At 67.7% G+C, this 19,300-nt stretch carries 15 protein-coding genes; 4 read left to right on the forward strand and 11 right to left on the reverse strand.

What is annotated here, in order from left to right; all coding sequences use genetic code 11:
• Positions 1-96: 96 nt before the first annotated feature.
• The gene (locus ACRAKJ_RS25530; protein ID WP_438920792.1) at positions 97-612 is read right to left on the reverse strand and encodes a helix-turn-helix domain-containing protein; all 516 of its coding nucleotides are present in this window, start codon (positions 610-612) and stop codon (positions 97-99) included.
• 1,231 nt (positions 613-1,843) lie between these two features.
• Between ACRAKJ_RS25530 and ACRAKJ_RS25535 the strand changes: the two genes are divergently transcribed.
• Together ACRAKJ_RS25535 and ACRAKJ_RS25540 are read left to right on the forward strand one after the other, a co-directional pair.
• Positions 1,844-3,034: a hypothetical protein gene (locus ACRAKJ_RS25535; RefSeq protein ID WP_438920791.1), complete on the forward strand. Its 1,191-nt coding sequence runs from the start codon at positions 1,844-1,846 to the stop codon at positions 3,032-3,034.
• 64 nt (positions 3,035-3,098) lie between these two features.
• Positions 3,099-6,845: a hypothetical protein gene (locus ACRAKJ_RS25540; RefSeq protein ID WP_438920790.1), complete on the forward strand. Its 3,747-nt coding sequence runs from the start codon at positions 3,099-3,101 to the stop codon at positions 6,843-6,845.
• Between the two features lie 421 nt (positions 6,846-7,266).
• Here the strand turns inward: ACRAKJ_RS25540 and ACRAKJ_RS25545 are convergent, their stop codons facing one another.
• Positions 7,267-7,620 carry a DUF6283 family protein gene (locus tag ACRAKJ_RS25545; protein ID WP_438920789.1) on the reverse strand — a complete coding sequence of 118 codons (354 nt, stop codon included), beginning with the start codon at positions 7,618-7,620 and terminating at the stop codon, positions 7,267-7,269.
• Between the two features lie 89 nt (positions 7,621-7,709).
• On the opposite strand from ACRAKJ_RS25545, the gene ACRAKJ_RS25550 reads away from it, so the two are divergent.
• Positions 7,710-8,492 (forward strand): hypothetical protein, encoded by a 783-nt coding sequence (locus ACRAKJ_RS25550; protein WP_438920788.1) that lies wholly within the window; start codon positions 7,710-7,712, stop codon positions 8,490-8,492.
• Here ACRAKJ_RS25550 and ACRAKJ_RS25555 read toward each other — a convergent pair.
• The 3 genes from ACRAKJ_RS25555 to ACRAKJ_RS25565 form a co-directional block, all read right to left on the reverse strand.
• Complete coding sequence (locus ACRAKJ_RS25555; protein WP_438920787.1) at positions 8,481-8,849, reverse strand: helix-turn-helix domain-containing protein; 369 nt, start codon at positions 8,847-8,849, stop codon at positions 8,481-8,483. The two genes, ACRAKJ_RS25550 and ACRAKJ_RS25555, sit on opposite strands and share 12 nt — an antisense overlap.
• Before the next feature lie 154 nt (positions 8,850-9,003).
• Positions 9,004-9,450: an SsgA family sporulation/cell division regulator gene (locus ACRAKJ_RS25560; RefSeq protein WP_438920786.1), complete on the reverse strand. Its 447-nt coding sequence runs from the start codon at positions 9,448-9,450 to the stop codon at positions 9,004-9,006.
• A gap of 156 nt (positions 9,451-9,606) precedes the next feature.
• Positions 9,607-10,149: a hypothetical protein gene (locus tag ACRAKJ_RS25565; protein ID WP_438920785.1), complete on the reverse strand. Its 543-nt coding sequence runs from the start codon at positions 10,147-10,149 to the stop codon at positions 9,607-9,609.
• Between the two features lie 266 nt (positions 10,150-10,415).
• On the opposite strand from ACRAKJ_RS25565, the gene ACRAKJ_RS25570 reads away from it, so the two are divergent.
• The gene (locus tag ACRAKJ_RS25570; RefSeq protein WP_438920784.1) at positions 10,416-11,870 is read left to right on the forward strand and encodes a cytochrome P450; all 1,455 of its coding nucleotides are present in this window, start codon (positions 10,416-10,418) and stop codon (positions 11,868-11,870) included.
• A 15-nt stretch (positions 11,871-11,885) separates the two neighbouring features.
• On the opposite strand, the gene ACRAKJ_RS25575 is transcribed toward ACRAKJ_RS25570, so the two are convergent.
• The 6 genes from ACRAKJ_RS25575 to ACRAKJ_RS25600 form a co-directional block, all read right to left on the reverse strand.
• Positions 11,886-14,351, reverse strand: a complete 2,466-nt coding sequence (locus tag ACRAKJ_RS25575; RefSeq protein ID WP_438920783.1) for a LuxR C-terminal-related transcriptional regulator — start codon at positions 14,349-14,351, stop codon at positions 11,886-11,888.
• A gap of 240 nt (positions 14,352-14,591) precedes the next feature.
• Positions 14,592-14,813, reverse strand: a complete 222-nt coding sequence (locus tag ACRAKJ_RS25580; protein WP_438920782.1) for a hypothetical protein — start codon at positions 14,811-14,813, stop codon at positions 14,592-14,594.
• 382 nt (positions 14,814-15,195) lie between these two features.
• Positions 15,196-16,395, reverse strand: coding sequence for a hypothetical protein (locus ACRAKJ_RS25585; protein WP_438920781.1), 1,200 nt, complete (start codon positions 16,393-16,395; stop codon positions 15,196-15,198).
• An 81-nt stretch (positions 16,396-16,476) separates the two neighbouring features.
• Complete coding sequence (locus ACRAKJ_RS25590; RefSeq protein ID WP_447008693.1) at positions 16,477-17,733, reverse strand: hypothetical protein; 1,257 nt, start codon at positions 17,731-17,733, stop codon at positions 16,477-16,479.
• Positions 17,734-18,081: 348 nt separating this feature from the next.
• Positions 18,082-18,369 (reverse strand): transcriptional regulator, encoded by a 288-nt coding sequence (locus tag ACRAKJ_RS25595; RefSeq protein ID WP_447008694.1) that lies wholly within the window; start codon positions 18,367-18,369, stop codon positions 18,082-18,084.
• Positions 18,370-18,444: 75 nt separating this feature from the next.
• Positions 18,445-19,296 carry a DUF5753 domain-containing protein gene (locus ACRAKJ_RS25600; RefSeq protein ID WP_438922009.1) on the reverse strand — a complete coding sequence of 284 codons (852 nt, stop codon included), beginning with the start codon at positions 19,294-19,296 and terminating at the stop codon, positions 18,445-18,447.
• Positions 19,297-19,300 lie beyond the last annotated feature (4 nt).

Here is a 19,300-nt window from a genome sequence, read left to right on the forward strand (position 1 = left end):
GCCCGTCGAGAAGGTTGAACAGCAGGCCTTTCAACTGGCCCCGGCCCTGCCGTGACCGGATCGTCGAGGTTGCCTCGCGGATGAGTCCGCGAACTGCTACCGGACGGCCTGGTCACGCCCTTTGAGGTGGCAGCAGGGGCACGGGACCAGTAGGCCGGTGCCGTCGTCGACGTAGCGTTCCTGCGGTGCGGGGCCATCGCAGCGCCCGCACCACTGCCGCCAGTCGACGCGGTCGGACCTCCGGTCCGATTCCCGGGCGCGGCCTCGACGGGAGGGCACAGCGGTGGTCCGGCGATCTACCGGTGCGGCGGGCTGATCCTGTGGCGGTGCTGGGCGGGTCGGGGTCGGCGGTGGGGTCATGAGGATGGCGTAGCGGTTACGGCGCCGTCCGCCGCCGATCTCGATCGCGATGCGGCCCTGGTCGTGCAGGCGTTTGAGGCGGCGTTGGACGGTGCGTTCGTCCAGCCGGGTCTTGCGGGACAGGTCGGTGATCGACGGCCAGGCGTTGCGTCCTTGGTCGTCGGCCGAGTCGGCGATCGCCAGCATCAGCAGCAGATCGGTGCCCGCGGCCTCGGCGTGCTCCCACACCCAGGTCATGATGCGGATGCTCATACGATTTCACCGGCGGTAGGGGCTACCGGCGAAATAACCATAGGTCCCGAGAGTCCTTTCCCCTGCCAACTCACAGCCGTCCTCGATGCGCATTGACAGCCTGCCGGAAGCGTCGACGATGCACTGCTGTCGCTTTGTTGCCGCCATCCGACTTCACGTCCCCCGGTTCGTCTCGCAGGGGCATCGTCACATCGATCGCCCAGGGTGTCAAAGTTTTCAACGAATGGAATCAGGGGCAAAGAATGGAACCAAGCCGGTATTTCGGCCTGTGAAATCTTCCGGGTCGGCCGGGTCTTGACGCTGTGCGCTGGGTTCGAGACCGGGCCGCCGAGTTATCCACACCCCCGGCAAGTTGCCACCCCCGGCAGATTGCCACCGGTGGCGCAGCTGCGCCGGGGCTGGGACGGCAAGGCTGCGCCGGGGCTGGGGTGGCACAGCTGCGCCACCCGTTACGTCCTATGACGTCCTATCCCTTGAGCGGCCGGGCCGCTCTGGCACCGACGAGGCCGACGCGGTCGACACCCGCGACGAGATCGCTCGCTGACCGTTCACCAGCTCCCGATGTGGCAGCCAGCCCGCCACAGCTCGGGCGAACAAAGCAGGAAGCCGCCGCTGGCCGCGTGACCTCGCCGTGTGCGCAGTCTGGGCAGATATGGATGCCGCGGTCCGCACGCGAGGCTCCGGGTACGCGCCGAGCAGCCCACGACAGCGCGGGCATGAGATCTCGGCGTCGACGTCGAGATGGGGGTGGCCCATGACGTTTATTGCCACAAAGGCCGACCTCCTTCACTCCCGATGACGCGAATCGATGCGCAAACACCACCGATAGCGATGTAGAGGAGCAGCCGCCAGGAAGGCAATCCGATCAGCCCAACGCCTCCGGCCAGAATGTTGCCCACACAGGCATCGCGCCGTCCATCTCGCCGACCACACGCTGGACGATAAGCGTGACACCCGCCTCCACCAGCACGGATGCCGCCAAAGAGATTATTTCAGATAAATAACCTGACCGTCCAGGTTCCCTCGAATGACACCATGCCGAGAGGTCGATAAATGGCACTGAGTGAGCGAGGGCGAACCGCATGCGGATATGACGCAGACCCTGTTATCACCGGAAAGTCCGACTCTACATAATCGGGTCCGCACCCTCGAACGTCTCGGTCGGTGAACCGGTAAGGTTGCGGCGCCGGATACCGGATACACCGGGCGTATGAACCAGGTGAGGATGCCGATGACGCAGCAAGGCGAGCATGACCGGCTTCGCAGGATGCTCACGACGCTCTCGGACCGAGTCCGCCATCCCGATCTCCCGCTGAGCCTGTTCCTCGATCCCGACAGCGTCCACGCGATGGACGAGGATGTCGACACGTCCGCGTGGTCCGATGACGCACTCCGGAACGCCCGACTGCGGCGCGGTGCGGTGATGGCCGCTGCCCACCGCATCGTCGACGAGTGCATCGACGACCTGCACGGCATCGGCTTCCCCGGCGCTGGAGCACCCAACGCCGGCGAGGCGGAGGAGTCGTTCGTCCACCGCTTCTTCCCGATCCGTTCCCGGGACGGCAATGACGAGGGCTTCTTCCGCAAGGCGCTGGTCACCGCCGTCGAGGTCGCCCAGGACCTGGCCGACCCGCACGGCGGTGCCGCCGCCTGCACCGCCGAGGCGATCATCCGGGCGGCACTGCCCGCGATCACGCAAGCGATGTGCGAGGAAGCGGGCGTCGGCGCCGGAGTCCTGGACGAGTACCTGTTGGAGGACATCGACTTCGAGTCGCTGTTCGCCGACGAGGTCAGCGGGGTCGAGAACGACCCGCGCCTGGACGGCACGGCCAATCTGTTCAGCGAGGGGGCGCACGACTGGTTCGCCTCGTTCGGCGAGACCAACCTCGTGCACCCCTACGCCGAACCGACCACGGCGCGGCGACGGGTGCACGACCTGCGATACAGGTTGCCGACCGTCACCGGCCCGCCCCGCAGCCTGGACCGGGAGTTGGACGCGCACGAACAGGTGGCCGCTGTCGGCGCCGGTAGCGCCGCGGTCGCGGCAGCGCGCACCGCAGCCGACCGCAGCGACCCGGAGCTGTGGGTGCCCGACGACACCGATGCCGACGCCTCGTTCCAAGCGCTGCTCGACGCGGTGTCCCGTGCGCCGAGCGGCAGCGGAGGGCTGACCTGGCAGCCGTTCGAGGACGACGACACGATCCGCACCGACATGCTCATACGCGACCCCGTACCCGCACTTCCCCATCGAGCAGGACGAGCCGTGGATCGACGCAGCCGTCGCCAAGGCCGCGCTGCTTGCAATCCCGCTGCGCTACGTCGTCTCCTACCGCCCCGACCCCGACCTGCGTTCCCACGTGAGTCCGGAGACACCGTTCCCCTGATCCCTTTGCCTCCGCAAGGACCCGCAAACGCCTCTTGAAGCGAACCGCCGGACCTCGCTTAAGCCGTAAGGTATGTCGTCGAGTGGGTCTGAAGGGATACGGGTGGGTGGACAGGACGCGGTACGGGGATTCGAATACCAGTTTCTCCGTACTTTGGAATACGCACTCGACCTTGTCGGCGATGACGACACCGACGTCACCGGGGTTCGCATCGAAGGGACAATCGACCGAACCGGCGGTCCCGACCCCGAGATCGTGGACTTCGCCTTGGTCGACGACGAGGGCAACCTGACGATCGCTCAGGTCAAGAGCGGCAGACCAGGCAGCTCGCTGAGTGCGTTGGACACCTTTGAGGTGCTGGTGCGCCTGTTGAAGCACCCGGCACGAAGGTACCTGTTGATCACCAACCGGGCGGCCACCACGAGTCTGCGAGATCTGTCGGCGCTGATCGACGACCAACAGGCCGACCTGCGCGAGGAGGTGTTGACGCTGCTCGCGCAGTCGAGGATGGCCGACGAACTGCGGGATAAGGACGAGGAGTTCTGGCAGCGGCTGCGCTGCACCAAGGTGGTGCTGGATCTGCGGGACGTCGAGCAGGTACGCGAACAGGTGCGCGACCGCGTCCGCGCCGTGCGTCATCGAGTGGCGCCGTCGACGATCGGCTGGGATGTCACCGGCCTGCTGACCGGTTACCTGGTGTCGGAGGTGATGGCCAGGGCGGCAAGCCCTGATGCCTCCGAGCTGACGGTTACGGAGTTGACCGACGCCTTGGGCGCGGACCCTGAAGAACTACGCGGGCTGCTGCGCGAACGGAACTGGGCGGTGCATGTGACGGCCGGGCCGCGGGCCACCGACATCGCCCGCCCTAAGCTCCTGGACCAGATGGCCCGGTACCTGTCCACGCCGGTGCGCGGTGACACCGCGCCGGTGTGCCTGCTGACCGGCCTGTCCGGCATCGGCAAAAGCAGTATGGCCGCTGCCTGGGCCGACGAGCACGCCGACGCCTACGCCGCGATTCTGTGGGTCGACGCCTCCGGTCCGGTGCAACTGGAGGCGTCCTTCGCGGTGATCGCCGCTTGGTTTCACAGCCAAGGCGTGTTAACCGACGCCGAAACCGGCCTGCCGGTGCAGCAGCGGGTCTTCGTCGCGCTGGCGCGCACTGCCAGGCCGTGGCTGATGGTGTTCGACAACTGCGCCGACCAAGCCGTCCTACGCGGCTGGATCCCCCATCGGGGACGAGGACACACGATCGTGACGAGCACCGATCAAACTGGCTTGGCCGGAGCGCATATGCACACGGTGCCGGTACCCGGCATGACCGACGCCGAGGCGACCCGGTTGCTCGCCCGCCGGATTCTCGGTCAACGGACCCCCACCGACGAAGAGTGGGGCGTGCTCGGTGGTATGGCTGCATGGCTGAACAACTGGCCCTTGGCCTTGGAACTGGCTGCGGCCTATCTGGTCGGCACGCTGCCGGAGGAGACCGGTGATCTCGCGCGGCGCGTCGCTCAGTACGAGCGGCTGCTGAAACGATCGATGAGCGACCCGCCCTCGGTCCCGGAGGGCTATCCACAGACCGTAGTCGGTGCCGTTTCCCTGACCTGGCAGCGTATCGTCGAGCGGGAAACGCCAGCCGAACGGCTCGCCTCGCTGGCGTTGCGCAGTGCGGCGTTTCTGGCCTCGCGCCAGATTCCGCTGCATCTGTTGCTGGCCTGCTGGACCACTGACTCCTGGGAGTTCAGCGGCCCTCTGGTGTATGACCGCCTGCCCACCTACCTACAGGACGATCCGCCGATCGGCGAGGTGCTGCGGGCGGTCCACCGTGACTCGCTGGTCCGTGCCGACGAGGCATTCCCGCTGCCCGGACCGACCAGAGCCGAACCGGCGGTGCGACTGGGCTACACGATCACGATGAACGACATCGTTCAGTTTACCGTCCGCGGCCTCGTCGACCGCGAAAACCTCACCCATCAAGTCCTGGTCCGTACCGCGTTCTACGTGCAGGCTTGGATGTCACACTTCGCCGAGCATGGCCGGATGCGGCTGGCGCTGGGCCTGCGCGGACACGGCATCGAGACGTCCGAGCACGCTATCGACCTGGGAGCTGCGGACAAGAATGTCGCACTGCTGTGGGGCAACACCGCTGGGCTGTTGGGCTATCTCGACGAGTGGAGCGACGCCGCTCGCTACCTCGTCGCCGAGCTGGCGTGGGTCGACTCCACCGATCAGCCCGACCTGTTGATCCGCATACAGACGGTGGTCGGTCTGGCCACCGCTCACTACAACCTCGCCGACCCGCCGCGCGACGCGGCCGAGCGGGTCGTCGCCTTGATGGAGGATCTCCTCGGCGACGTACCTGCGGCGCTGGAGCTGGACCGGGAAGTGGTCGGTCGCACCGTCGCCGCGGCCTGCTCAGTCGTGCTGAGCCTGCGCTTGAGAGGCGCCGACCATCCCAGACTGGCCGCCCTGCAGTCGGCACTGGAAGACATCCTCAAGATGGCGCCGCACGACGAGACCGTCGGACACCTCGTCGAACTGCGGCGCCTGCACAGCCTGATCGGTGAAGGCAGGAACGCCGAGGTCCGGCTCATCGCCAAAGCCCTGCTCTCCCGATGGTCGTCCGACCATCCTGACTATCTTCAGGTGCTGCGGATGCTCGCTGAAGCCTGCGTCCACCTGCGCGACTGGGCCGCCGCCCGCAGCACCCTCGCCCGCTTCACCGACGCGGCCGACGAAGGCATGCTTCGACGATTCGACCTCGCACTGCTGCTGCGCAATGTCGGCATAGACCTCGTGAGCGCCATGCTCGAACAAGAACAACCTGCCTTCGATCTGTTCCGCACCCTCGATTACATCGCCTCGTTGTGCGACCGCCACAGTGTGGCGATCCAAGCCGGCGACCGGGATGTCATCGCGGTTTTCCGGGCGCTGCGTGCCTACCTCGACCAGGACAAGTCAGCCTGCATCGAATGGCTCGACCAGGTCGACCTCACCGAGTTGACCATCGTCGAACGCGGCGGCATGACCACGATCATGTACCGGCTGCTGCGCAACTGGACTGCTCCGCCAAGCATCCTTCAGAACGAGACCCGGCCGTTCGAGACGCCACAGCAGATGATGGACAAGGTCGTCAGTGGCCCACGCTCACCGGCTCTCGACACCGTCGTCCCGTGTGACGACAGCGACATCGCCACCATCGTGCTCGGATGCAAGGCGGAGTCGGCACCGGCCCACGCGCTCAGTCTGAGCCAAGTGCGCCGCGCCGGTGGCCGCGTCCCACGTGAATCGCTGGAGATCGTCGTGGAGAGCTGCCTCGCCCTGGACCTGCTCGGTTTTCCGACCCGAATCGCCGAAACCGCGTTAGCCATCGCCGATCGTGACTCCCGCAAGCAGATAACCGATCCGTTCCTGCCCACCCTCGACAACGCCTCCCGCGCACGCGCGTCGCGAGTGCCTCACTACACGGTGCTGATGACCACTTCGCAGCATCTGGTCGATCCAGTGCTACCGCAGCTGGCTGCGATCCGGCCGCTCGCAGCGACCAGGCCACTTCATCGCTTCTCGGCAGTGCTGCCGTTCCAGGGCGAGAACAGCATCCACGTGATCGTGCGCGAGGAGGTCATGGTGGCGTACCAGCACCTAGGGACCTATAAGGCACAGCACGTCGCCACCACTCTGTTGTCCCCCGAGCAGCGCGCGGCCTGCGCAACCAACGCCTTCTTCGTCGCGCTGCACACCGTGTTCACGCTCTCGGCCACAAGCGGCGAGCGCGTCGCGGAACTAACTGCGGTTCATCGCCAACTGGACGGCCTGCTCATCTCGCCCGACAGCCTCGCCGATCGTCGCTGAGGCCCGTCGGTGCCTCGCGGTGCCCGCGCGGGGCATCGGGAGGTCCCGAACCGCACGCGAGTGAGCCTCAGCTCTTGCGCGCCTCGTGCCGAGCTTGATCGACGGGTGAGGTGATTTCGGGCAGCAACTCGGCCAGGACCGCTTCCACGATCGGCGAACCGTGCCATGCCAGGTAGGCGCGTCCGTAGGGCAGGCGGTTGAGCCCATGACGTTGGTACAGCGCCTGGGCGCGAGGAGTTGCAGCGTGCTCGTCTTCGGGGTCGATCAGTCCCAGGCGTCGCGCGGTCGCCAGGTGCTGGGCGACGCCGCCCAGGGAACTGAAGTGCCGGTAGGGATCGCCCTCTATGGTGCCTTGATCAATGCCACGGTGAAGATGTCGGCGAAGCAGTCGCGCCGGTCGTCCTCAGCCACTGTTGTCGTCCTACTCGTGGTCGAGACCGATCATCGGCCGGTCGCAGCGGCATGGGACCAATGCGGCGTCGTCCGGGTCGAGGCCGTTGGCGATGGCCATCGCGCGGTAGTTCGGGTAGAGCCCGACGAGGCTGCTGATCGAATCGGGATCGATCCGGCCGTTGATCAAAGCCAGGCGGACGGTGAGGTTGTCCGAGGCTCCGCGCAGAAGGAACCCCGCACAGGTCTGGGGACGCGTTCGGGCCGGGCCGTGGCAGCCGAAAGTGTGGGTGGCCATGTCGTAGGTGGTGCGGGCGCTGTCGCGGAACACCTGCGGCGGGAATGCCCCGGTGGGGCGTCCAGCCGCCAAGGGCAGCGCGGACATGGCTCGGTCCTGTGGTCGCTGCCTCGGCGTTCGACGGTGACGATGCCCCACTTGCCGTCCCCCGCCGGGCGGACCATGACGATCTTCGGTTGGTCTACCACCAGCGGTGGGAGCACGAATCGGCGTACTACGCCCTGTGTCACACGATCACCGGCGGACGCGTGCTGCGCTCGGGCGACCCGACCGGGCTCGATCAGGAGATGTGGTCCCTGCTCACGCTCTACCAACTCCTGCGCACCGTCATGGTCGACGCCGCGGAATCCCGGCCCGGCACCGGTCCCGACCGCTGCGGATTCACCATTGCCGTGCACGCCGCACTCGATCAGGTCGTCCAGGCGACCGGAATCATCAGCGACAGCAACGGAGAATCCGGGGTCATCGCACGTCGGGTCCTGGCCGCGCTCCTTCCGCCCCGACACCCGAGGGTGAGCACCCGCAAGGTTAGATCCCCGATCTCCCGCTACAACGAACGTCGCGACGACGGCAGACCGGGCCGAAGCCGCACCGTCACCGCCCTCGACATCGGCGTCCTGGAACCCCCGGAGCCGCAGCCCACGCTGCCCAACGCCTCTCGGGACGACCGCAATATCGCCCCAGCAGAGCGTCGCAGGCACCGGATTCTGATCCTGTTACAGGAAGATTCCACCCGTCTCTGGCGACCCCGCGACATCGCGGTCCACTTCGGTGACATCACCCTCGACACCATGTACAGACAGCTTCCCGATGGGCCGACAGCGGACTCATCCACAAGATCGCTCCTGGTCTCTACGCCGCCACGACATGGTCACCGACTTCCTTGCAGGAGCGCGGAAATCCTTAACTACCCGGCCTTGGGACAACCTCACAACGGTGTCTTCCGGTCAGTTCGGTGAGCTTTCGCTGTGCTGTCCGGCCGTCTCGCACCACTGCCACCACACAGGGCCGAGCGTGTATCGACCGGCGTCCTTCTCCAGGGCGCCGAGCCTCACCAATGCCTTCGCCAGGCGGTAGGTGGTGGGCAGTGGAAGCTTTGCGGCGCGGCTCATCTCGGTCAGGTTCAGCGGACGCTCGCCGCTGGCGACCTTGTCCAGCATCTGAAATGCCCTGTCGAGTACCGAGTTCCTGCCGGCGGCGCCGAACTCACCGCCTGCGGTGTCCTGACCGGACGGTTCCACCCCGCTTGGCCGTAGCTCGTGCTGCGCACCATCGGGTCGGGTGTCCCTGCTGTGGTTGTCGTCGGCAGTCCACACGTGATCTCCTCCTCGTCCGTGCGGGATGGCTTTCATGCCGAGCCTCGTCATCGTCGAGCGGCATCGGGGCCGTGGCGAATTGGGTGCCACGGTGTTCGACATGTGTTCGCCGTTCGAGGGCATCTGTGGATCAGTGCCCGCGTTGCCCGGAAGGTCAGGAGCCCTTCCCTGCCTGCCGTGCGGGGAAGGCGGCTTCCGGCGTAGACGGGCATCGAGTTGCCCATTCCCACTCGCCTCCAGCGGGAACGAGTTCACGGGACGCTTCGATGAACGATCGGACCCGCGCCGAGACGAGCACGAGTTCGGATCGCTCGATCCAGTCGCCATGGAGGATTCTGGTGATTTTCATGGTGTGCTCGTTGACCCTGGTGATGATCAGGTCGCCGTCGCCGTGCTCGGCGCCGTCCTCGTCGGGCGTCAAACCGGCCGCCAGCAGGTCTCGCGCGAACACCCACACGACGTCGGCCTCGATGGTCCAGTCGTGGAGATGCACGGAGACCGCGAACGGGTCGGCAGGGTCGTAGACGAGTCGCACCGCGACTCCGACTGGTCCCATCGCGCCTGTCGTCGCGAAGGTGATCGGGGTGATCGGGTCTGTCACTGAGTGTCCCTTTGTCGTTCTTTGGACGAAGATGGGGGTTCGAGCGCCGACGAGGTGCGGGCCGCGCCCCTAGGCAGGCGGTCACGACCGGTCGACACGGGTGTTGTCGTGTCGACCGGTCGACGTGGCGCGGCGACGCCGGTGGACGACGCGAGGTCAGTTCGGGGAGGAGTGGCCGTCCGCTCCCGGTCTGTTCTCCGAGTGGGCCGTCAACAGGGCCAGCCTGTGCTCGAGCGAGAAGTAGAGCCTTTCGGCCGCCTGGTGGAACTCCGTCAGCAGCGGTGCGATCGAACCGACCTTCGAACGCAGGTCGTGGTGCGATCGCACGTCACCATCGGTGAGAACGTCAGCGAGTCGATCCAACACGTCACCATGCCTTCGCAACTGTTCGTGGCGGCTGCGGAGGTGCTGCGCATCGTCGATCTGGTGACGTGATCCGTAACGGTCGGCCGCCGCGACGATGATGTCGACGGCGCCGGAGGCGGCCGTGGCGGCACGACGCAGGGCCTCCGTTCCCGTGCCGGGTGCCATGTGCCGATCGGTGTGGCTGTCGGCGCGCCCGGCTTCCTGTGAGGTGCACTGCCGGCCGAGCGGGTCGACCGCCCCCTCGATCCATGACGTCACGATCCCGACCACACGACCCAGGACGTCGACGTGCCCTTCGAGCGTCCCGATCGACTCGTCGTCGCCGACCACCACACCGCATCACCTCCAATTCTTCCGCCGTTCAAGGGCGCGGCGGACGCCGACCGGTTCGGACCGCCGCCGTCGGCCACTCGGGTCACCGCCGTCCGCATCAGCACCCGACGAACAGCTTCGCGATTCCAGACGACGCGGACATCAGGGCCGACACGGACCCCGACCCGGAACCGCATAGTTGCGGAGAAGCACCACCGTCAGATGTCACGCTTGGTACTGCACCTGTCACGTACGGCAGTGCACGTAGCCTGATCGGCCTATCAAGGGTGGCATCCCCGACGTGCGAGGGGCGTTCAACCAGCGGAATCGCATCGGCCGAGCGCGAGGCGTATTCGTGCCTGGCGGACGCGGGACACCTGGCCAATATCGCTGATCTCCGTGTCAACCCGGATGCGACCGCGCGGCGATACGGGAATCGTGTGCGGCAGCCGCACCGACGAACCATTTCGACCCCAGGAGACGACCCGGAGATGGCGACGTCCCAGATCACCGAAGCCGACCGCGGCCTGTTGCTCGGCGGCCGCCTGCGCGGGTACCGGCACCACGAGATCGAGGACGCCGCCCGCCGTGCGGGGCCGGTGCACGTGGCTGTGCAGCCCAACGGGGTCGAGGTCCACGTGCTCACCGTCGGATTGCGCCAGGCACGCGACTTGCTCAACGATCCGCGACTGTCCAAGGACGCGGCGGCGATCATCGCCGCGATGGGCCGCCACATGACCGCTGCGGGCCGCAATCCGAAGGACCTGTCGGCCATCATCGGCCGGAGCATGATCAACAGTGACGCGCCGCGCCACACCCGGCTGCGGCACCCCGTCGCGGCGGCCATGACTGCCAAGCGGCTCGCCGCGCTGCGGCCGCGCATCACCCAGGTGGTGCACGACCTGCTGGACGGTCTCGACGCGGACCGCCCGGTCGATCTGGTGGAGCAGTTCGCGCTGCCGTTGCCGCTGACCGTGATCTGCGACCTGCTCGGCGTCCCCGAGGGAGAAGACCGGTCACAGCTGGCGCAGTGGTCGTCGGCGATGATGACCGAGGTACCCGAGCTGCAGAAACCGGCGTCCGACGCGATGGCCGGCTACCTGACCGCGCTGATCGAGCAGAAGCGGACACGACCGGACGAGGCGCTGCTGTCGGCGCTGGTGCACAGTGAGGTCGACGGCGACCGCCTAGACGTCGACGAGGTGCTGACCACCGCCATCCTGTTGGTCGCGGCGGGACACGAGACCACGACCGCGGCGATCGCCAACACCGCGGTGGCACTCCTGCGCACCGGGAGCTGGTCCCGGGTCGCCGAACAGCCGGAGTCCGTGGCGGACGCCGTGCAGGAAGGGCTGCGCCACGACCCGCCCACCCGTAACATCCCGCACTACCTCGTCACCGAGGACGTCGAGCTCGACGACGTGACGGTCCCGGCGGGGGCCATCGTGATGGTCAACCTGGGTGCCGCGAACCGCGATCCGGCCGCCTTCGGCGCCGACGCCGGCACGTTCGACCCGTTCCGCGCCCGCCCGGCGGGCGCGCTCACCCACGCCACATTCGGCAACGGTCCCCACCGCTGCGTCGGCAGCCGTCTGGCGACCATGGAGATCGAGACCGCTCTGGGGGAATTGACCAGGCGTTGGCCCACCGCGCGCCTGATCGACCCGGCCGAGGATCTCGCCCGCGGCGCGGCCGTGGTAATCAACGGGTTCGCCGAAGTTCGTGTCGCGCTGCGCGGTTGACCGACCCCGCCGCTCTCATCTGCCGATCAAGTCGCGGTGATGCTCATTGAGGTAGGCGATGAGACCGATGCGGTTGGCAACATCGATCTTGCGGTACAGGATCGACAACTGGTGCTCCACGGTCCGGTGGCTCTTGAACTGGCGCTCGGCGATCTGCTTGTTCTGCAGCCCCTCGCTGACCAGAAGGGCCAGTTGCCACTCGAAGGTCGTGAAAGGCGCAGGCGGAACGACCGCGCCCGGCGTCCCCGCGTCGCCGCCCGGCCGAGGCCGGTGACCGCCGGTGTCGCGGTCGACAACGTGGGTCGCCGCCACGGGCATGGGCGCTCGGCCGCCGGACATCCGACGAAGCTCCCGCTCCGCGAGGGCTCGTAGGCCGCCGTCGAGGACCAGCGTGTAGGCGTCCTCGACGGTGCCGACCTGCGCGGTGTGGGCCGCGTTGTACTCGTCGTCGCTCAGGTGTTCACAGACGGCTGTCTCAGCGTGTTCGCGCAATGCCGCGAACACCTCGAGCCGTCGGGACAGCTGGATACCGGTTGCCTCGTGCAGCGCGTCGGCGGCCCCCAACAATCGCGCCGCGTCGCGGGCGTACTCGCGTCCGGCACGGGCCAGCGCCCACGCCAGCACCGGAAGCGTGAACAGGATCGTCCACCGGTCACCAATCTCACGCTGCCCGCGCACACTGTCCAACAGCACGTCCACGGCGGCGAGCGGGTCGTCGTCGAACCTGACCAGCGACACCGCCAGGCACCACCGGGCCCACGCCATCCCCCACTCCGCGCCCAGCCGCTCGCACTCCGCGACGAAGGCAGCAGCCGCGGCCCGCCCCTCCGCGGCTTCGCCCAGCAGCACCGAGCCCATCGTCAGCAGTATCTCCGTCAGATGGGCGTCGACCAGGGCCCCGGGTCCATACGACACCCACAGCCGGTGGGACTCGCGCAGCAGGTCCATCCCGTGGCGATCGCCGTCGATCAGCAGCACCTGCGCGCCGCGGATGAACAGCAACGCGGCCACGGGTTCGTCGTGCGGAGCCACCGCCTCCGCGTCGGCGATGCGCGCCAGTACGGCGTCGCGGCCCTCCCCCAGGCATAGCTTCATCCAGGCATCGAGCGCTATCGCGCTGGCCCGCAACCCCGACCGGTCCACCGGGGCGGCCTGCAGGGCACGCCGCAACCACAGCGACTGCTCCGGCAATTTCCCCGAGTACGTCCACCAACGACTACGCGAGAGAGCGACGGCCATCTGCAGCCCTTGGGAAGCACTGTCCGGATCCTTCAGTACCGAACTCAAAGCCGTGCGGAGGTCGGGCATGTCGAGCCCGACCTCACGCAACAGCGAGATCTCGTTGTCGCCGCGGAACCCGGCAGCATACCCTGCCGCGCGCTGCTTGTAGTGGTCACGGTGACGCGCACGCACACCGGAACCACCGTCATCCGACTCCCCCAGCAGCGTCGTCGCGAACTGCCGGATGGGCATCAGCAGCCCGTACCGCCGACGATCGTCCGAGGGCACCACCAACGACTTGTCGACCAGTTCGGCCAGAGCATCGACCACTTCGGACTCCGCCAGCGCGTCGCCGGCGCACACCCGCTCCGCGGCGTCCAGGTCGAACGAGCCGGTGAACACCGACGCCGCCGCCAACAACCGCTGCGCCGCCGGCGTGCACAACTGGAAGCTGGTACGGATCAGCTCGGCCATCCTGCGCTGATGCGGGGCCGCGTCCAACCGCTCGGCGACCACCTCCACCGACAGCGACCGCATCTGGCCGACCAACAGTTCGATACCCAACGGCAACCCGCCGGTGCTCCGCACGATCTTGCGGACCGTCGGCCAGTCGCGCTCGTCCAACCGCCAGCCCGGCGCACCGGCCGCAGCGCGCTGCACCAACAGCTGGACGGACTCCACGTCCCGGTCCAGAGGGCCGTCCTCGTCCGGCAACTCCAGGGGCGGCACCACCACCAGCGCCTCGCCGTCCAGCGCCAACAGCGTGCGACTGGTCGCCAGAACCCGCAGATGGGGACAGTCGCGCAGCAGGACGGCCACCAGGTCGCCGACCTGGTCCACGAGGTGCTCGCAATTGTCCATGATCAACAGCATGCGCCGGTCACGCAGATAGGCCACCAACGTCTGCAGCGGATCATCGGCAGCCTGACTGGGCACCCCCACCGCCCACAGCACCGCCTGCTCCAACAGCGTCCGGTCGCCCTCGGACACCTTCGCCAACTCGACCACGCACACGCCGTGCTCATACGCCGACCGCACAGCCTGAGCATGCTCCAAGGCCAACCGGGTCTTCCCCGCGCCGGGACCACCGGTCAGCGTCACCATCCGCGTGACCGTCAGTCGCTGCCTCAGATCCTTCAACAGCGCGCGCCTGCCCACGAACGCACTCAGCGTGAGCGGAAGCCCACTCCTACCGGTTTCGTCCATAACCATCCCGCGCCCCATGGCGTCATAATACGACAGCACCTGAGCGATCCTCAACTTCTGGCAATATCCTCCGAATTTCCGCAGCTTTGATAGCCAATCACGCAGCCATTGGCCTCAACCCATGCTAAGCGTCGAGGAACGAAGCAGCTTGAGCGTGAGCACACAGCGCAATCCGACGATCTGGGCAAAGATGATCGACGACGACACCATCCACCCTCCGTCGCCGCGCGAAATCCTCGACGGCCGCGCCCACCGAGACGATTCCCGTGTCCGATGGCTCATCGGGTCATCGATCTACATCCGTCGGGGCGCGGAAGCGGGTTCATCGGCAAGCCGGAGCGCGTTCAGAAACCCGACCGCGGCGCGGTGTGCTGACCCGTCCGGCGGCACGACCTCCAGCAACGCGACCAGGGCCAGCAGGCGGTCCTTGTCCACGGCCTTGAGGTACTGCATCAGGTAGGCGTTCCAGCGGCTGTCCACCCGCAGCAGCACACCACCCCCACACAGGGCGTCCACCAGCGTCGGCGTCCCGTCGTGCTCCTCGACCCGCCAACCGGCAACGGCGCCACCAACCGACGGAACCGATCGACCATCCGCTCGTACTCGCGCCGCTCCGTGCGACCAACCCCTCGATCACCGACGACCGTCCCACCCTCACAGGCGGGCTCAGGCGATCGGGGAAGAACCGCTCCACCAGATCATCGCACAAGCGTTCGATTCCACGCGAATCTTGATCAACGATGAACGACGTATAGGAGTGGTGCCCGGAGCCGTTGTGGCTGCTGGCGCGTCCATTGTTGCCCGACGCGCCGCAACGCCACCAGGGGCGGACCTGCTCGCTGGCGGCGGCGTTGTCCTGCACACGTGCTGGTTGCGGCGGGGTGGTGTGCGGGCGGGGTCAGGTGTTCTCGGGTGATGGTGGTGCGTCGACCAGGTGCACGCGGTCGGTGATGACCAGTGGTTTGTCCGCGGGGCCTTTGATGTGGCCGGGTACGACGGTTTCCTGGTGTTCGCAGTCGCCGGTGACGTGCAGGTGGGGGTTGAGGCAGGTGTTGCGTCGGTAGGCGCGTACGGGCCAGCGTCGGGTCCACTGCGGTACCCGACGGTAGTCGGATGCTTCCGCGTCTTGGGCACGGGCTTGGGAGGTGGGGCGGTGTCGGGTGTGCACGCGTACCAATTGCACGCCGCCGGGTGTGGTGATTCCGTCGCGCTGGTCGCGTTTGCCGGCGCGGCGCGTGCGGTGGAGGGTCTCGGTTTCGGTGAGTCGGGCCGCGCCGGTCTGGGCCATGATCTGCCAGGTGGTGTAGACGACGTGTGCCCATTGGTGTTCGGTGTCGGGTGCGGGGCGTGGGAGTGGTCGGTCGAAGGGGAGCAGTGTCTCGGCGAGGCTGCGCAGCGGCGGTACTCCGTCGCGTTTCTCGATGTCGGCCAGTTCTCCGACCGTGATGGACAGGCCGGGGCCGCCGGAGATGACGGCGTCGGGTGGCAGCGCGTCCCAGCCCTGGCTGCCCGGTGTCCAGAACGTCAGCCACACGCCGTCGAAGTCGTGCTGCACCGGGATGGGGCCGTCGGGGGTGGTTCTGTTCCACCGTGCGGTGGGCATGCCCTCGAGGTGGAGGTCGGCGGTGGTGATCTGCGACCAGGAGACGGCGACGATCGGGGTGGGCATCAGCAGCGTGCCCGGCTCGCACGCGTCGGGCCAGCCCAGGGCGGCCATGGACGGGGCCGGGTCGAGGTCGCGTCCGCCGATCGGGTGGGCGAAGACCATCAGGCCGGCTTCGGCGGGCATGCGGCGGGCCCGTACCGGCTCCCGGGAGGGGGTGTCGGCGGCGGCGAGCGCGAGCGAGGTCATGTCCTCGTCGACCCAGTACAGCGCCGCCTCGCTCAGGCGTCGGTGCTCCTGCCGCGCCACCAGTCGGGCACCGGCCAGGGCTGCGCGCAGGGCCGGTTCCGAGGGGCCGGTGGTGTCGGGGTACACCATGTTCCGGTTCTGCACACGGACGTAGAAGTCGAGGTTGTCGTGATGCAGGACGTGCTCGCGCAGCCACAGCCGGGCCTCGGGCAGTTCGGTGGCCTTCAGTGCCGTCCACTGCGCCACCAGCTCGGGTCGGATGGTCACCACGTGGGGCTCCGGTCTCCTCCGCCGGGGCGGATGTCGGTCATGTCGGGTCCGTCCGGGTCAGAGGCGACGTAGTGCATGCAGGACCTGGTCGAGGAAACCGAGGTGGTCACCGTTCGGTATTTCCCTTTGTCGCAGGGCTTCCAGCGCCGCGGCCCGCTCACGGTCGCGCTCGGCAGCGTCGGCTTGCGCTGTCGGGCGGGGCAGGTCTCCGAGTACAGGCAGGTACTCGGTCGGTGGGCCCGGATCGTGCAGCGACGGTGACCCGCCGCGGTGGGCGAGTCCCCACGACGGGTCCGCCGCATCGGAAGAACGACGTGGTGGTGGAAGGCTCACCATTGCGTCCCTGTGCCCGATCACTGCGTGATCGACGCCGGTGATGACCGGACCGCGTGGTGGCGACGACCGAGCCAGACCGGCGGTGGCGTCGTGCCCTCCCGTCATGCCGTTCTCCCCCACCATCGGCGCCGCCCGGTGATGAGGACCGCGACCTGTGCCCGGTCGCCGAGGACTGCCGTGGTCTTCGGCTCCGGTGGGGAGATGCCGGGAAGCCGGCGCCGGCCCGCGCGTCGCGCGATCGGCAGGGCGTCGGGCAGGGCCGGGTCCGGTGATCCGGCCGGCAGCGGCGGCTCCCGCACGGCGGCTGCGCATGGTGCCGTGCACCGTGCGCAGCCGCCGTGGATCGGGTACCAGGTCCCTGATCGTCAGGGCGCCGAGGACGACAGGGCGTCCTGGACGGGGACGACGGCCGGGACAGTGTGTGCCGAAGGTGGTCGCGGCCCGCCGCACCGTGCGCACGTCGCGGGGGTTGGGCAGCTGTGCCTCCACGCCGGGTTGGTCGCCTACCGCCGCCCGGGCCGCAGTGACCAACTGCTCGTCAATGACGATGCAGGCCACCGGGACGGGCGGGTCGTCGTGTTCGAGGGCGACGTGCGCGGAGCGCACGACACCACGGGAGGAAACCCTGTGGACAGGTCCAGGACCTGTTCCGCCCCGCCAGCCGCGGTCGGCCGGTGCGCACAGGACGTGTTCGCGATGAACCTCGATGGCGCGGGCCCGTGTCCCGATGACCGGGTCCGGCTCGCACAGCCGGATAGCCCTCTGCCGGTCGATCGGGCGGTTGAGGCCGCAGCCGAGCAGGTAGTCGCGCAGCAGGACCTGACCACACAGCATGAGAACCCTGGTGCGGCCGCTCAGGGTCCCGAGCTGCCGATCGGGACCGTTGGCCCCCGTGGGATCGCCCAGTACGTGACCCGGGTAGCCGCCGGGCGGGAACCGGTCGGCGGCTACCCGGTCGTGGACCCACGAGGTGTCCACTGGGTGTTCGTTCACCTGAGCGAGAACGTGTCTGCGATCCGCCGCAGCTCCGGGATTTTTTACCGAGCATCCAGTAGAGCTTCTCCGCCGCGTCCGGGGTGAGCGCGACCGTCGCCGCAGTGCCGAAGCTGACTTCGTAGTCACCGTCAGCGGTGATGGATTCCTTGAACTCCGCCTCCTTCGTGATCCGAAGGTAGGACGTCTGCTCGATCGCGTCTACGGGCTGTTCCATCTGCGAACAACTCTCCCTTTTTCATCATGCGACAGCGTTGCCGCGTCGCGAAGTGGCGACGACATATGCCGCCAAGTCAGATATTCAAGCGGCGACATAATGCGCGTAGACGGCGACTACGCGACAGGTCGCGCACTGTCCCCCATAAGCCTTGCATCGTGCTGCATATCCAGGTCCCGGTCGTGTCGCACAACGTCGAACAAGTCGTCGAACTGCATAGGGGCGAGCGCATGCAAGGCACCTGCGATGAAAGCCGGACCAGGATTCAGATCACCCGAGAGTACCCGTGCGACGGTCGACCGGTTGATCTCCATCTTCTTCGCCAGTGCGTAGTCTGATCGGAAACCGGCAAGTCTCGCCGCTTTGGTGAACACATCGCCTCTGAGCCGGACGGTGAAGGGCATCGCTACCTCACGCGAATAGTGGACGGCCACCCACGGTGGATCGGCGGCTTCCCGGGTCCGGGCGCGACACGGAGGTCAGGCGACGTGATGCTGATAGGAATCCGCACATCGAGCCAATATCCGGCGCGACTGCTCGACATCGAGAGCAACGGTGTCGAGATGCCGCATCTTGCGCTCGTAGGCGACCAGGATCTGAGGATCCTCGTGGAACACGGTCGCGACGTCGGTCTCGACGTAGACCAGCGGACGCAGAGGGCCCTCGAAGGTCAACAGCGTGGCGGGACTGCGCAGCGCCGGGTGAGGAGCGCAGGTCAGCGGAACGATCCGCACGCAGGTCATGGGCCAGTCGCACATCGCCGCCAGGTGCAGCAACTGATCCCGCATCACCCGCGGCGGCGCGGCAACCTGGCGCAGTGCGGCCTCGTTGACGTACAGGACCGTCTCCCGACTACCCGGCTGCCGCAACCGACGTTGCCGAACCATGCGGGTCTGGGCGGCGTTCGGCCCACCCGTCAACGCCAGGGCGTAGTCCTCCGTCTGCCCCAAGAGGGGGACGATCAGAGGTTCGTAGGCCGTGACGGTCCGGGCGACCGGTTCGTGGGCCGCCAGTGCCGCCAACGTGTCCGGTGACCCGTCGTGCACCCGCAGAAAGCTGTCGGTGTTCGACTCGTGGGCGACGGCCATGATCCGATCGCGGGTCGCCTTGTCGGTCCCGTAGCGGCCGAGCAGGGTCGCGATGTCACTGGGAAGAGTGCCGCGAGTGCCCGTCTCCAGTTTCGACAGCTTGCCCAACGACCACTCCAGGCCCTCGGCGGTCTGACCGCTGGACGCCCTCGCGCGACGGCGCGCTCGACGCAGCTCCTCTCCGAGCTCCCGGCTGCGCGCAGTGCTCAGCCGAGCAGGGTGCGGCTTCTCCTCGCTGTTCATCATC

The organism is Saccharothrix sp. DSM 118769 (genome assembly GCF_052936295.1).

Bases quoted from the DNA above. Each gene is read 5' to 3' on its own strand.
- ACRAKJ_RS25530 (WP_438920792.1), bottom strand. From the start codon at position 612: ATGAGCATCCGCATCATGACCTGGGTGTGGGAGCACGCCGAGGCCGCG.
- ACRAKJ_RS25535 (WP_438920791.1), top strand. From the start codon at position 1,844: ATGACGCAGCAAGGCGAGCATGACCGGCTTCGCAGGATGCTCACGACG.
- ACRAKJ_RS25545 (WP_438920789.1), bottom strand. From the start codon at position 7,620: ATGTCCGCGCTGCCCTTGGCGGCTGGACGCCCCACCGGGGCATTCCCG.
- ACRAKJ_RS25595 (WP_447008694.1), bottom strand. From the start codon at position 18,369: ATGCCCTTCACCGTCCGGCTCAGAGGCGATGTGTTCACCAAAGCGGCG.
- ACRAKJ_RS25600 (WP_438922009.1), bottom strand. From the start codon at position 19,296: ATGAACAGCGAGGAGAAGCCGCACCCTGCTCGGCTGAGCACTGCGCGC.